Annotated in this window: 10 protein-coding genes; 6 read left to right on the top strand and 4 right to left on the bottom strand. The window is 50.7% G+C overall.

Annotated elements, in window-relative coordinates:
- The first annotated feature begins 272 nt into the window (after nucleotides 1–272).
- Entirely contained in the window at nucleotides 273–1,613 is a 1,341-nt protein-coding gene (gene aroA / locus AACQ84_RS00850) for a 3-phosphoshikimate 1-carboxyvinyltransferase (protein WP_012305807.1), read from the top strand.
- A 9-nt stretch (nucleotides 1,614–1,622) separates the two neighbouring features.
- Here the strand turns inward: aroA and AACQ84_RS00855 are convergent, their stop codons facing one another.
- The gene (locus AACQ84_RS00855) at nucleotides 1,623–2,990 is read right to left on the bottom strand and encodes a cytochrome P450 (protein WP_012305808.1); all 1,368 of its coding nucleotides are present in this window, start codon (nucleotides 2,988–2,990) and stop codon (nucleotides 1,623–1,625) included.
- Between the two features lie 240 nt (nucleotides 2,991–3,230).
- Here AACQ84_RS00855 and AACQ84_RS00860 point away from each other — a divergent pair, with 240 nt between their 5' ends.
- The 5 genes from AACQ84_RS00860 (at nucleotide 3,231) to AACQ84_RS00880 (ending at nucleotide 9,484) form a co-directional block, all read left to right on the top strand.
- A complete protein-coding gene (locus AACQ84_RS00860; protein WP_012305809.1) occupies nucleotides 3,231–4,166 on the top strand; it encodes a LysR family transcriptional regulator in 936 nt (311 codons plus the stop codon).
- A gap of 127 nt (nucleotides 4,167–4,293) precedes the next feature.
- The gene (locus AACQ84_RS00865; protein WP_012305810.1) at nucleotides 4,294–6,144 is read left to right on the top strand and encodes an NAD(P)H-quinone oxidoreductase subunit F; all 1,851 of its coding nucleotides are present in this window, start codon (nucleotides 4,294–4,296) and stop codon (nucleotides 6,142–6,144) included.
- Nucleotides 6,145–6,199: 55 nt separating this feature from the next.
- Nucleotides 6,200–7,696, top strand: coding sequence for an NADH-quinone oxidoreductase subunit M (locus AACQ84_RS00870; RefSeq protein ID WP_012305811.1), 1,497 nt, complete (start codon nucleotides 6,200–6,202; stop codon nucleotides 7,694–7,696).
- Nucleotides 7,697–7,755: 59 nt separating this feature from the next.
- Nucleotides 7,756–9,039 carry a CO2 hydration protein gene (locus tag AACQ84_RS00875; RefSeq protein ID WP_012305812.1) on the top strand — a complete coding sequence of 428 codons (1,284 nt, stop codon included), beginning with the start codon at nucleotides 7,756–7,758 and terminating at the stop codon, nucleotides 9,037–9,039.
- A 43-nt stretch (nucleotides 9,040–9,082) separates the two neighbouring features.
- Nucleotides 9,083–9,484 carry a fasciclin domain-containing protein gene (locus tag AACQ84_RS00880; protein WP_012305813.1) on the top strand — a complete coding sequence of 134 codons (402 nt, stop codon included), beginning with the start codon at nucleotides 9,083–9,085 and terminating at the stop codon, nucleotides 9,482–9,484.
- An 81-nt stretch (nucleotides 9,485–9,565) separates the two neighbouring features.
- Here the strand turns inward: AACQ84_RS00880 and AACQ84_RS00885 are convergent, their stop codons facing one another.
- The 3 genes from AACQ84_RS00885 to mutS all read right to left on the bottom strand — a co-directional run bounded on the left by AACQ84_RS00885 (nucleotide 9,566) and on the right by mutS (nucleotide 14,314).
- Complete coding sequence (locus tag AACQ84_RS00885; RefSeq protein ID WP_234991338.1) at nucleotides 9,566–10,339, bottom strand: DsbA family protein; 774 nt, start codon at nucleotides 10,337–10,339, stop codon at nucleotides 9,566–9,568.
- A 76-nt stretch (nucleotides 10,340–10,415) separates the two neighbouring features.
- A complete protein-coding gene (locus tag AACQ84_RS00890) occupies nucleotides 10,416–11,564 on the bottom strand; it encodes a pyridoxal-phosphate-dependent aminotransferase family protein (RefSeq protein WP_012305815.1) in 1,149 nt (382 codons plus the stop codon).
- Between the two features lie 104 nt (nucleotides 11,565–11,668).
- Nucleotides 11,669–14,314 (bottom strand): DNA mismatch repair protein MutS, encoded by a 2,646-nt coding sequence (gene mutS, locus AACQ84_RS00895; protein ID WP_012305816.1) that lies wholly within the window; start codon nucleotides 14,312–14,314, stop codon nucleotides 11,669–11,671.
- Nucleotides 14,315–14,329 lie beyond the last annotated feature (15 nt).

Consider the following 14,329-nt stretch of genomic DNA (forward strand, 5'->3'; position numbering starts at 1 on the left):
GCTTGCATCGGTTTTTTTGGCGATCGCCTGTTGTTTCATGTTTTAGCAGAGAATCCTGGGTTTCGTGATCCCAAAAGTCAAGATATGTTGACTTTTAACGAATTCAATGGCTTTTAGCGATTTTTTATGTCAGGAAACTGTGATTTTTGCGTCTAGGGTAAGTATTTGTGCTTGGTTAAAAAGACGAATTTGAGCGATTCTGCCCCGGGCCATAGGCAAGGGATTTGGAAATCCGCTAAGATGACATCGCCCATTTGTAACATCCCGACATTATGATTCGCCTCGAAACGGTTTCTCCCCACCAGCAACTTGTGATTACGCCGCCTGCATCGGGCCTCAGTTTGCAGGGAAAGGTGCGGATTCCGGGGGATAAGTCCATTTCCCACCGGGCGTTGATGTTGGGGGCGATCGCCGAAGGCGAAACGATCATCGAAGGCTTGCTATTGGGCGAAGATCCCCGCAGTACGGCGGCCTGTTTCGCGGCGATGGGGGCCAATATTTCAGAATTAAATGAAACGGAAGTCCGGGTGCAGGGGGTCGGCCTTGGTAATTTGCAAGAACCGGACAATGTCCTTGATGCGGGCAACTCCGGCACCACGATGCGCTTGATGATGGGTCTGCTGGCTTCGTCGCCGGATCGCTTTTTTGCCGTGACTGGAGATGGTTCCTTGCGATCGCGCCCCATGTCCCGGGTTGTCAATCCCCTGAAGGAAATGGGGGCACAAATTTGGGGCAAAAAAGGCAATACCCTCGCTCCCCTAGCGATTCAAGGACAACAGTTAAAGGGAATTCATTACCATTCCCCCATTGCGTCAGCCCAGGTAAAATCCTGTGTATTGTTGGCGGGCCTCTTGGCAGAGGGGCAAACCACCGTCACCGAACCTGCCCTTTCGCGGGATCACAGTGAACGGATGCTCCGGGCCTTTGGCGCAAATCTCACCATTGATCCCGAAACCCACAGCGTCACTATTGACCCTCACCCGACGTTGCGGGGCCAAAAAGTGGTGGTGCCGGGGGATATTAGTTCGGCGGCTTTTTGGATGGTGGCGGCGGCGATTGTGCCCGATTCTGATTTGACGATTGAGAATGTGGGGATTAATCCGACCCGCACCGGGATTATTGAAGCGATGCAGATGATGGGGGCGGACATGACCCTGGATAATGCGCGGGAAGTGGCCGGGGAACCGGTGGCGGATCTGCGGGTGCAATATTCTCCCCTCAAGGGTTGCACCATCGGCGGCGAGATTATTCCCCGGCTGATTGATGAAATTCCGATCCTGGCGGTGGCGGCCTGTTTCGCAGCAGGAACAACGATCATCAAAGATGCTGAGGAGTTACGGGTCAAAGAAAGCGATCGCCTCGCGGTGATGGCCGCAGAATTGACGAAAATGGGTGCGAACATTATCGAGCATCCCGACGGCCTAGAGATCATTGGGGGCGCCTCTTTAAACGGAGCAGAAATGGATAGCTACACTGACCATCGCATTGCCATGAGTTTGGCGATCGCCGCTTTAAATGCCAAAGATGAAACCCGCATCCACCGGGCCGAAGCCGCCTCCATTTCCTATCCCACCTTTGTCGAAACCCTCACCAATGTTTGTCAGTTTGAATAGACGTCCAGGCTAGGTTTTGCTGCCGTTAAAGCGCATTTTCACCCCCGTTGCAGGAGACAAAACTAACCCCTTGCGTTTGGCCGCGACGGGCACTTGATCCAATAAGGTTAAGTCTGTTTGGGTGGCGATCGCCGCCAGACCCAGGCGCAACTCCACCATCGCTAGAGCTTCCCCGGCACAACGACGCACACCGCCCCCAAAGGGCATAAATTCGTAGGGCGTAAACTGCCGTTCTAGGAACCGTTCAGGGCGAAATTCTCTGGGGTTGGGGTAGAGATCCGGGCGTTGGTGGAGCAGATAAATTGACCCCATCAACACCGTGCCCCCCTCAATGGAATAATCGAGCAACTGGGTGGTGGCAACAGCTTGACGAGCAAAAGTGAACATCGCCACGGGATTAATCCGTAGGGTTTCATTGCAAACGGCTGCGAGGTAGGGCAAGCGGTAAATGTCCATCGGGTCAGGATTTTCGCCCAAGGCTGTGATTTCGGCGCGGACTTTTGCCATCACTTCCGGGTGGGTATGGAGCCAATAGGTGCCCCAGGCCATGGCGATCGCCGTCGTTTCGTGGCCCGCAAACAACAGCAACATCAACTCATCGCGTAACTGTTGATCGTCCATGGTGTTGCCCGCTTCGTCAGTGGCCGCCATCAGCAGAGACAAAATGTCAGTCCGCTCCGGGTCGGGATGGGCGCGGCGTTCCTGCAATTCGGCGTAGATCAACTCATCTAGGGCTTGGCGATCGCGGATAAAACTGCCCCAGGGACTCCAGGCTCCCAAATCCTTTTGCAACGACGTAAAAAAGAGAAAACTATTGGCGATGGGCGAGGTAAACCGATTCAAAATCTTGCGGGTCATCGCCATAATCGGCGCGTAGCGATCGCCCCCCTGTACCCCAAAGACCACCTCAATAATTGTGCGCAGAGTAATCTTTTGGGTGATGTCCTGCATCTGGAAAGCTTGGCCCGGCTTTAACTGAGACAACTCCTCCTCAATAATTTGGGTAATGAGCGCCCCATAGTTGTGCATCCGCGCCCCGTGGAAGGCTGGCATGATCAGCTTTCTTTCTTGCCGATGGCGATCGCCACTCAAACTCACCAAAGACTGTTGCCCCACCAGGGGTTCAATAATGCCGTTTAACTCCCCAGGGGCCGCAAAAGCCTGGTTACTATTACTGAGCAACTGCCGTATCGCCTCAGGATGATAGGCCAAAACCAAGGGCTGGTCGTAGCCTGCCGCTGGCATATAGGCGAGATCGGGGGCTGAGCTTGCTAAGCGGGTCAAATACCCCACAGGATTCAACAACAATTGTAATTTTTGCTGAAATTTTCCCGTAGATAAACGCGGAATGGACTTGAATTCAGTGGCGATCGCCATAGGTTTGACTCGATAGGGTGAAGGGCCTTGTTTCCCTATTGTGACACTTTTGTCCAGAGAACCATACTCGCCAAAAACGTCCCTAAGCCAGAAAAAATCAGAGTTTGACGGGAAGCCCAAGGGAATTTTTATAAATTTTTCTTATATAGAACCGAAACTATGACGATATTTTCTTGTATTGACTCTAGTCTATGGTATTGCTAAACTCAGGCATAACAGCACAAGTTCAGGAGTAAACCCTTGATCCCTGCAACTCTCCACCAACTGAAGGTGTTTGAAACCACGGCTCGCCACGGCAGTTTTACCAAGGCAGCGGAGGAATTATCAATCACCCAACCGACGGTTTCTGGACAAGTGAAACAACTGACCCAGACCATCGGGATGCCACTGTTTGAACATATTGGCAGAAAGCTATATCTCACGGAAGCAGGTGAGGAACTCCTCGCAACCTGCCAAGAAATCTTTGAACGGTTGGATAACTTTGAGATGAAGTTGGCCGCCCTGCAGGGAGCGAAACGGGGTCAACTCCGCCTTGGGGTAATCACCACAACCAAATATTTTGTGCCGCGTATCCTGGGGGAATTTTGCCAAGATTACCCAGATATCGATGTGTCTTTGCAGGTGATCAACCACCAACAGCTCCATGATCGGATGGCGGATAATCTAGATGATCTCTACATCCTGAGTAATTTGCCCGATGATCTTGATGTCCATGCGCAAGCATTTTTGGACAATCCCTTGGTGGTGGTGGCCCGCGCCGATCATCCCCTGGCTCACCAGAAAAATCTCCCTCTGTCTGTGTTGGATGGGGCCGATTTTGTGACGCGGGAAATGGGGTCGGGGACACGACTTGCGGTCGAAAAGCTCCTGGCAGAACATGATGTGTCGGTACAGGTGCGCCTGGAACTGGGGTCAAATGAGGCGATTAAACAGGCGATCGCCGGTGGCCTAGGGATTTCTGTCTTGTCCCGCCATACTTTGATCACAGAGCCTCCCCACGGCGAATTAACGGTGTTGGATGTGGAGCATTTTCCGATCCAGCGCCACTGGTATGTTGCCTACCTCGCCGGGAAACAACTGTCGGTGATTGCCCAAGCCTTTTTGGAGTTTATGGTCCGGTCTAGCCAGAAAACTCTCGAAAATTCAGGGCGGCGATCGCTTGCTCTGCAACCCTAAAAGCTCAAAATTGTTGGGCCATTTCCCGTGCCTTTGGTAGGTCGAAGTTGGTAATTGCCCAACCAGTAAAAAAGATGGGTCATCAGCCCGCTTTTTCCTAAGCAAATTATTTCAGCGTCATCGTCATATGAATACTTTTTTCAGTCAGAGTGTCTGGCTTGTTCCCTGCTATCCTTTGCTGGGCATGGGTCTATCGGCGCTATGGATGCCGAGCATCACCCGAAAAACAGGGCCACGGCCTGCGGGCTACGTCAATATGTTGCTTACTTTTATGGCCCTAGTCCATAGTTGTCTTGCCTTCATCGAGCGATGGGAACAGCCCGCCCTAAAACCATCGTTAACTTGGCTCCAGGCGGCGGACTTGACCCTCAGCATCGACCTCGATATTTCCAGCATTACTATCGGGGCGCTGATTCTGATTGCCGGGATTAATTTACTCGCCCAACTCTATGCTGTGGCCTACTTAGAAATGGATTGGGGCTGGGCGAGATTTTTCGCGACCATGAGCTTATTTGAAGCGGGGATGTGTGCCTTGGTGCTCTGTAATTCCCTTTTCTTTAGCTATGTGGTACTCGAAATTTTGACCCTCGGTACTTATCTGTTAATTGGCTATTGGTTTAACCAGTCCCTGGTGGTCACGGGGGCGCGGGATGCGTTTTTAACAAAACGGGTCGGCGATCTGTTCTTGCTGATGGGGGTTGTGGCTCTGTTGCCCCTTGCTGGTACTTGGAATTTTGATGGTCTGGCTGAATGGGCAGCAACGGCAGAACTCGATCCGACTTTGGCAACGCTGCTTTGCTTGGCCTTAATTGCGGGGCCGTTGGGGAAATGCGCCCAATTTCCTTTACACCTCTGGCTTGATGAGGCGATGGAAAGTCCTGTCCCGGCAACGGTGGTGCGGAATAGTCTCGTGGTTGGTACTGGAGCCTGGGTGCTGATTAAGTTGCAGCCGATTTTTGCCCTCTCGGATTTTGCTTCTACCTTTATGATTGCGATTGGGGCAACAACGGCCTTGGGGGCGGCCATGGTGGCGATCGCCCAGATTGATATCAAACGTTCTTTGTCCTATTCCGTCAGTGCCTACATGGGCATGGTCTTTATGGCGGTGGGTTCCCAACAGGATCAAACGACATTGGTCTTGCTGCTCACCTATGGCGTGGCGATGGCAATTCTCGTGATGGCGATCGGTGGCGTTGTTTTAGTCAATATCAGCCAAGATTTAACCCAATATGGCGGCCTCTGGTCACGGCGACCGATTACGGGGATTTGCTACCTCGTCGGTGCTGCTTCCCTCGTTGCCCTACCGCCGTTTGGGGGATTCTGGAGCCTGGCCCAACTGACGACAAATTTTTGGAAAACAAGTCCGATTCTGGCCGTGATTTTGATTACGGTCAATGCCTTGACTTCCTTTAGTATCATGCGAGAATTTGGCCTGATTTTTGGCGGTAAGCCGAAGCAGATGACCGTGCGATCGCCAGAAGGATTATGGGCTTTGGTTCTGCCGATGGTGATTCTTGCGGGTTTCGCCCTCCACAGTCCTTTTATTCTGGCGAAACTGAATTTTCTACCGGATTGGCACCAGTTGAATCTGCCCCTAGCTGCAGTTTTGATTATTTCGACCATGGTCGGTGGCGGTACCGCGATGTATCTTTATCTCAATGAAAAAATCAGTAAACCGATTCATATTTTTTCAGATCCGGTGCGGGAATTTTTCGCCAAGGATTTGTACACAGCGGAGTTGTATAAAAACACAGTTATTTTTGCCGTTGCCTTGATTTCCAAAATCATTGACTGGTTAGACCGCTATTTTGTCGATGGGGTGATCAACTTTCTCGGTTTAGCAACCCTTTTCGGTGGCCAAAGTTTGAAATATAACAACTCTGGTCAAAGCCAATCCTATGCCCTCTCGATTGTGGCCGGTATTCTCCTCTTTATTGCCGCTTTATCGTATCCCTTGCTGAAGCATTGGCAATTTTAAAGGGGGATGAGTTAACGATTTTCGCTGAAATATTTATGACCTTCTCCGAAAGATTATGCTGAGTTTCTTACTGTTTTTACCGCTCGTCGGCATTGGGGCGATCGCCCTTTTCCCCAGGCCCCTGACCCGGATTGTGGCAACGGTGTTTACGGTTGTCACCCTGGCGATCAGTAGTGGCTTATTGATTAACCTCAACCTCCAAGATGCTGGTATGCAATATACCGAATTCCATAATTGGTTAAGCATCCTGGGTCTCAACTATAACCTCGGTGTGGATGGTTTATCTTTGCCGCTGATTGTCCTAAATAGTTTGCTGACATTGGTCGCGATCTATAGCATTGGTGAAAGCAACCACCGTCCGAAGCTTTATTACTCCCTCATTTTGTTGATTAATAGTGGGATTACAGGGGCCTTGATTGCCAATAATCTGTTGCTCTTTTTCCTCTTTTATGAAATTGAGTTGATTCCTTTTTATTTACTGATTGCCATTTGGGGCGGCGAAAAAAAAGGATATGCCTCGACTAAATTTTTGATTTACACTGCCATTTCTGGACTCTGTGTATTGGCGGCATTTTTAGGGATTGTGTGGCTCAGTCAATCGAGTAATTTTGACTTTGAGAATTTAACCCTAGAAAACCTAGAGTTCAACACTAAGGTAATCCTGCTCACGATTTTGTTGATTGGCTTTGGGATTAAAATTCCCCTCGTGCCTTTACACACCTGGCTGCCCGACGCCTATGTAGAAGCAAATCCAGCGGTAACAGTTCTGTTGGGCGGTGTTTTCGCGAAATTGGGCACCTATGGCTTGGTGCGCTTCGGTTTGCAACTGTTCCCGGATGTGTGGTCTACGGTTTCCCCCGCCCTCGCAGTCATTGGTACCGTGAGCGTGATGTATGGTTCCCTGGCGGCGATCGCCCAACGGGATCTCAAGCGGATGGTGGCCTACAGTTCCATCGGTCACATGGGTTATATCTTGGTTTCGACGGCAGCCGGAACAGAGTTAAGTTTGCTTGGTGCCGTGGCCCAAATGATTAGCCACAGTTTAATTCTGGCGCTGTTGTTCCACCTCGTCGGCATTATCGAACGCAAAGTCGGCACGCGGGATTTGGATGTGTTGAATGGTTTGATGAATCCGGTACGGGGTTTGCCCCTCACCAGTAGCCTGTTGATTTTGGCAGGGATGGCCAGTGCCGGGATTCCCGGTTTGGTCGGTTTCGTCGCGGAATTCCTCGTGTTCCAAGGTAGCTTTAGCCGCTTCCCGATTCCGACGCTGTTTTGCATCATCGCTTCTGGTTTAACGGCGGTTTACTTCGTGATTTTGCTCAACCGCACCTGTTTCGGTCGCCTCGACAGTCACACCGCCTATTACCCCAAAGTTTTTGCCAGTGAAAAAATTCCGGCGATCGCCTTGACGGTCATTATCCTTTTCCTTGGTTTACAACCCGCCTGGCTCACCCGCTGGATCGAACCGACCACCAGCCAATTCATTGCCGCCATTCCCACGGTTCAGACCATTGCCTTGACTCCCGCTGAATTGTCGAAAGCACCCTAGTCAATCAGACGTTCTCGCTTGACCGATTCGCCCAGCATTTTCCTCAGGAACAAAGCACTATGATCACCACGAAAATTCCCCCTTCAACCCATCCCCATGCCGATGTCATTCACCGCCTCGAAGCCGGGGGTTCGATGTTGCCCGACACCCCCGAAAACCTGATGCAGATTATCGGCATCTACAAAGCCTACGCCGTGCCGATGGATTTCTATTGGCGGGATCTGTTGTACATTGCGGAACAAGTTTTCTTAGAGCCTTTTCGCTTCTTTAAATACTTCATTTCCGACGAATATTTAGAACGGCAAAATCACTACGCGGGTGATCAAGCAGATCTCCGCATTTGGCGCGGCACAGGCTCCGCCCACCCGGAACTGTTGGAATTTATGAAAAAAGGGGAAACCTTTAAATCCTCTAAACTCTTCCATCACTTGTTCCACGACCGGATCAACATGGAATTCGCCGAAGCTTGTATGCGGGCAATGTTGTGGCATGGGCGGGACATGGGCCTGGGTAAATTTGATGCCTATCTCGATTCCGACGAATACAAAGCCAACGCCGACCGCGCGATCAAAGCCTATTTCAAAAAAAACCCGGTCATGTTGGGCTTGTATAAACTTTTCCCCGATATGTTCCTGGAGCAGGTGCGCGAACTCTCCTATTACGCCAACCTCGGACTGTTTTGGGAAGTAATGGCCCCCGTCTTCTTTGAAATGTCTGATATCTACGATGAAGGTGGATTTAAGGGTGTACCCGATGCGATGAATTTTTTGGTGAATGGCATTTTTGCGATCGCCGGTCGCCCCATTTACCACCACGTTTATATTGATGGCGAATGTTTTGAAATTATTCCCAAATCCAAAGGCTTTACTTGGCTCTATGAGGCTGCCTTACCCTACGTCGAAGCCGTGTTTTACCGCACCGCGCCTTTCCGGGGGACAAAATCCTACAACGCCCAGGCCCACGAAGTGCCCGACGCGCAAAAGGATTTCCACTACGGTATTTTGTATGCCGATGTATTTCCCGTAGGAACCGCCGGTATTCCGCCGACATTGTTGATGGATGATATGTATCATTTCCTGCCGCAATATCTGAAGGATTACTACAAGGAACATTGCCGGGGCGAGGATGATGAGTTGATCCAATTGGGTATTACCTTCCAGCGGTCGATGTACAACGTCACCTCTGCGGTGATTCAAGCCCTACGGACAGCCTTGCTTTATCCATTAGATGATCCCAATCCGAAACATTTACAGAAAAACCGTGAATTTTTTGAAGCCCAAATGGATCGTTTTCTCCGGCCAGAAGCCCGCTTACGGGACATTCAAAACGCAGAATATCGTTAATCTATTTTGAATTTCTTTTATTTAGTCAATCGGAGCTTAAACAATGCCAAGTATTGTGGATATTGCGGTTAATAATGAGGGTTTTTCAACCCTTGTGGCCGCCGTGCAAGCCGCAGGTTTAGTGGAAACTTTAGCCGGAGAAGGGGATTTTACCGTCTTTGCGCCCAACGATGACGCTTTCGCCAAATTGCCCCCCGGCACGATTCAAACCCTTGTGCAAAATCCGCCCCAGTTAGCGCGTATTCTCACTTATCACGTCGCGGCGGGACGGTTAACTAAGGATGATTTAATCAAACTTGGGGAAGTGACTTCCATCGAAGGTTCCCCCATTCCCATTAATGGTGAAGATGATTTTGAGGTCAAAAATGCAACGGTTTTAGCGGCTGACATCGAAGCTGACAATGGCATTATTCATGTAATTGATAATGTTATTTTGATGGGCTAATTTTTCTAGAATCAAAAAACAAAAAGGCTTCTATCTATAACGGATTAAGAAGCCTCTTTTTTTTGACTATTTAAACTAATTTTAGGGAGTGATGATCGCGGTGAGTTTTTCTTCGTATTGTTGCAGATCTAACGCCCCAGAGAAGGTTTCAAATTTTCCGGTTTCAGTCGAAGCTAAAATAAAGAAAGGTGTACCGTTTAGACCCAACTGTTGAGCCAGTTCAAGATCCTGTTGGATAGCCGGTTGGGCATTTTGGCGATCGCCTTCAAACTTTTCTAGATCCAGACCTAGATTTGTCGCAATTTCTTGGTAGAGTTCTTCCCCAAGACGGTCTTGATTTTCAAAAAGCTGATCATGGTATTCCCAGAATTTCCCCTGTTGTTGGGCGGCCCAAGATGCCTCTGCTGCCGGGATTGCTTGGGGGTGAATTTGAGCCAAAGGAAAGTGCTTATAGACAAGAGTAACAGTGTCACTGTTTTGAGCCATAAACGTTTGCAAAGTGCTATGGGCGCGGGCACAGAACGGACATTCAAAGTCAGAAAATTCGATCAAGACCACGTTTAGATCCTCAGCACCCAGGGTGGGACTATCGCCAATGACCGTCTGTGGTTCCGTCAAGACCTGCTGTTGAAAATCCTCAGCCGCCTTTTGTTGTTCTTCCTGTTGGGCCTGTTGTTGGGAGAGTTGGTAGTTTTGTACCGCATCAATCAACACTTGGGGATTGTCCCGAATCACCTGGAGGATTTGCGCTTCCAGTTCCGGATCGACATTGACATCCGCCTGGGCTGTCTCTTGATCGCCATTACAGCCCCAGAGACCAAACCCAAGACAAAGGACAGAAAAAAGGACAAGCATTTTTCGGGAAAAACCTTGCCCCATAGATAACGAAAGAATCATTAGATCTTCAATAAAAATTGCGCTTCTAGTCTATCTAAAAGAGAACCTGTTTTAGGGCAGCCAACAGAAGCGTCACATTTTCCTTGCGGGCGTTATAACCCATCAGGCCAACACGCCAAACCTTACCAGCCAGATCACCGAGACCACCAGCGATTTCGATGTTGTACTCCTTCATCAACTGAGCAGCGACGGCGGCACCATCAACCCCATCGGGAATGCGCACTGTGGTGAGGGTCGGCAGACGGATTTCACGATCCACATGGCACTGTAACCCCATCTCTTCGAGGCCCGCCCAGAGGAGATCTGCTGCCTCCTGGTGCCGTTGCCAACGGGCTTCTAATCCTTCCTCAGCGACGAGCATCAAGGCTTCCCGCAGCGCATAGTTCATATTAACCGGGGCGGTGTGGTGATAGACCCGTTTCCCTGTACCCCAATATTTGCTGACCATGGACATATCTAAATACCAGTTTTTCACCGGCGTCTTGCGATTATTCAGGACATCCAGGGCGCGGGGGCTGAGGGTCAGGGGGCCAAGGCCAGGGGGACAAGCGAGGGCTTTTTGGGTGCCGCTGTAGGCGAGGTCAACGCCCCATTCATCGAGGAAAAGAGGCACACCGCTTAAGCTGGTCACGGTATCGATTAGGAGCATCGTGCCGTGCTTTTCACAAATTTCCTTGACACCTTCGAGGGGTTGTCTGGCTCCCGTAGAAGTTTCGGCGTGGACAAGGGCCAGGATTTTCGGCTCGTGCTGGGCAACGGCAGCACTGATTTCTTCGAGGGTGAAAGCCTTACCCCAAGCAGTGGAGAAAGTATGCACTTCGGCGTCATAGCGGCTGGCCATATCCACGAGGCGGTGACCGAAGTAACCATTGATGCCGATCAAGACTTTATCGCCGGGTTCGACCATGTTGGCGAGGGTGGCTTCCATGGCGGCGCTGCCAGTACCACTCACAGAAATCGTGAAGGGGTTTGCGGTCTGCCAAGTGTAGCGGAGGAGATCCTTGACGTCCTCCATAATTTCAAGATACTTCGGATCGAGGTGGCCGATGGGAGGCATAGCGAGAGCGGCTAAAACCCTGGGGTGGGCATTGGAGGGGCCAGGGCCGAGGAGGAGCCGGGGCGGCAGGTCGAGTTGCTGAACAGGTTTACGGTAAGTATTTTGGACGGTGGGGCGATCGCTCATGGATAGTTAAGCTCTAAGGACTGTATTTAATCAGATTTTTATCGGGTTCAATTTTCCCATATTGTCGGGGCCATCAAGCGAGGGAAGTCTGATGTTTAAAGAATTTAAACTTTGAAAATATTTAATTGTTCCGACACCCTTTGGGGATCTTCTGGCGTGGTAGTGGTTATTTTCTTGGGGATGCCTTTGCGTAGGCCGACGGCAATTTTACTATGCTTTTCAATTTGGGTCATGACTTGTTTTGCCCGTTGAATGACGCTCTTGGGTAAACCGGCTAAACGACCAGCTTCAATCCCGTAGGAACGGTCAGCGCCACCGGGGCGAACTTGGTGCAAGAAGATAATTTCTTCGGGCATTTCTTGAACCGTTACTTGATAATTGGCGACATTTTCTAATAATGAAGCCAACTCATTTAACTCGTGATAATGGGTCGCAAAAATTGTTTTCGCTTTGATTTCTGTGGCGAGGTATTCTGATACTGACCAGGCGATGGAAAGGCCATCAAAAGTTGCAGTTCCCCGGCCAATTTCGTCGATTAAAACCAAAGATTTTTCCGTGGCATGGTTGAGGATATTGGCGGTTTCATTCATCTCCACCATAAACGTGGATTGGCCCGTAGCCAGGTCATCGACAGCGCCGACCCTAGTAAAAATGCGATCGCAAATGGGAATTACAGCACTTTGGGCGGGGACAAAACTACCCACCTGGGCCATCAGTTGAATCAAGCCCGTTTGCCGGAGATAACAACTTTTGCCGCTGGCATTGGGGCCCGTGAGGATAATCAAATCAGGATAGGAATTCTGAGTGCGGCCGAGGTAGGTGGAGTTGGGCACAAACAGACCCATGCCCAAGGACTTTTCGACAACGGGGTGACGACCAGCTTCAATTTCTAGGGTTTTTTCGGTGGTAATCTCTGGACGGCAATACCCTTGGTACACGGCAGTTTCCGCGAAGCTCGTCAATACATCCAGGGCGGCGATCGCCTTGGCGGTGGTGCGAATTTGGTCGGTATGTTCAGCGACCTCGGCGCGGAGGGTGGTGAAAATTTCGTATTCCAGGCTGCAAATGTCGTCCTTAGCAGTGAGGATACGGCTTTCCCGTTCTTTTAGTTCCGGGGTGATGTAGCGTTCTTCGTTAGCGAGGGTCTGTTTGCGTAGATATTCGTCGGGAGCCTTGTCCGCCTGGGAGCGGGGCAAACTAATGTAATAGCCGAAGGTCTTGTTATAGCCGACTTTGAGCTTGCTGACCCCCGTCCGTTCCCGTTCAGTAACTTCTAAATTCGCCAACCATTCCCGGTCTTCCACTTGGGAGCGACGCAGAAAATCGAGGTTTTCATCAACCCCATCCCGGATTAACCCCCCTTCTTTGATGTGAATCGGCGGCGAATCCACCAGGTATTGCAAAACGTGCTGTCCCAGGGCTTCTAATTCCGGCGGAAAATCTTTCACTGCCTGGAGATAAGGAGATCGCCCCTCGGTGGCCAATTCCGCGAGATAGGTTAATTTCGTTAAAGATTCCGCTAAAGCGTATAAATCGCGGGCATTCGCACTACCAGAGCCGATTCTCCCAGCAATTCGCTCTAAATCGTAAATTTGCTTCAGCAATTGCCGGATATCTTGGCGGAGATTTGTATTTTCTACCAGTTCTGCGACGGAATCTAATCGCTTGGCGATCGCCTTTGGATCTAATAAAGGTTGCAACAACCACCGCCGCAGGGCGCGGCCCCCCATGTTGGTACAGGTTACATCCAGCGCCCAGAGTAGGGAGCCGTAAAAACTGCCGTCCCGCACCGTCTGGGTAATTTCTAGGTTGCGCCTCGTCTGGTGATCCAGTTGCAAAAAGGCATCGATGCTGTAGGTTTTGAGGCTTTCAAAGGGCACTTTGTAGGCCTGCTGGGTTTCCTCCACATAGGCCAAGAGTCCCCCCGCTGCCCGCACCGCCAGGGGTAAATGTTCGCAGCCGACCCCCTCCAGAGAACGCCACTGGAAAGTCATCAAAAGCTTGGGTTTCGCCTCATTGAGATCAAATTCCCGGGGCGATCGCAGCGCATAACAAAAGTCCGACGGCAGACAAGCGGGCAGGTGGTTTTGTAATAATGTTTGGCGATCGCCTGGCCGCATCAAACGGTTTAAATCCGGTGCATCGGTGGGATAGAGTACTTCCGAAGGTTGCAAGCGCAGGAGTTCGAGGTTTAACGCCGCTAAATCCTGGGCCTGGGTCGTACAAAATTCCCCGGTGGAGATGTCAGCATAGGCCAAACCCCAATGGTTGCCCGCAATCACCACCGCCGCAAGATAATTATTTTGCCGCGCCCGCAACATCCCATCATCGGTGAGGGTGCCTGGGGTCAAGACCTTTTGCACTTCCCGCCGCACCATTCGTTTTTCGGCGTGGGCGGTGGCGGCATCTTCTACTTGGTCACAAATGACGACCCCATAGCCTTTTTCTAAAAGCTGGGTGCTGTAACGTTCGAGGGCATGGTGGGGCACCCCTGTCATCGGTACGCGGCCAATGCCTTTGCCGGATTCTTTGCTGGTGCAGACCAACTCCAATTCGCGAGAAACGGTGATCGCATCCATGAAAAAGCACTCGAAAAAGTCGCCGACCCGGTAGAGCAAGATATTGTTGGGATACTTATCCTTAAGGTCTGCGTAGTGCTGCATCATCGGTGTGAGGAGTTCCCGATCGAGCTGGCGATAATCTGCGTTGGGAATGTCTTCGGCGCTGGGGTTACGGTTGGCAGCAGGCATGAAACTTGGCTTCAG

It is taken from the genome of Picosynechococcus sp. PCC 7002, from assembly GCF_963860125.1.
Taxonomy (GTDB): Bacteria; Cyanobacteriota; Cyanobacteriia; order Cyanobacteriales; family MRBY01; genus MRBY01.

Excerpts from the sequence above, each read along its gene's own strand:
- aroA (WP_012305807.1), top strand. The coding sequence starts at position 273 with ATGATTCGCCTCGAAACGGTTTCTCCCCACCAGCAACTTGTGATTACG.
- AACQ84_RS00855 (WP_012305808.1), bottom strand. The coding sequence starts at position 2,990 with ATGGCGATCGCCACTGAATTCAAGTCCATTCCGCGTTTATCTACGGGA.
- AACQ84_RS00865 (WP_012305810.1), top strand. The coding sequence starts at position 4,294 with ATGAATACTTTTTTCAGTCAGAGTGTCTGGCTTGTTCCCTGCTATCCT.
- AACQ84_RS00870 (WP_012305811.1), top strand. The coding sequence starts at position 6,200 with ATGCTGAGTTTCTTACTGTTTTTACCGCTCGTCGGCATTGGGGCGATC.
- AACQ84_RS00875 (WP_012305812.1), top strand. The coding sequence starts at position 7,756 with ATGATCACCACGAAAATTCCCCCTTCAACCCATCCCCATGCCGATGTC.
- AACQ84_RS00880 (WP_012305813.1), top strand. The coding sequence starts at position 9,083 with ATGCCAAGTATTGTGGATATTGCGGTTAATAATGAGGGTTTTTCAACC.
- AACQ84_RS00885 (WP_234991338.1), bottom strand. The coding sequence starts at position 10,339 with ATGCTTGTCCTTTTTTCTGTCCTTTGTCTTGGGTTTGGTCTCTGGGGC.
- AACQ84_RS00890 (WP_012305815.1), bottom strand. The coding sequence starts at position 11,564 with ATGAGCGATCGCCCCACCGTCCAAAATACTTACCGTAAACCTGTTCAG.
- mutS (WP_012305816.1), bottom strand. The coding sequence starts at position 14,314 with ATGCCTGCTGCCAACCGTAACCCCAGCGCCGAAGACATTCCCAACGCA.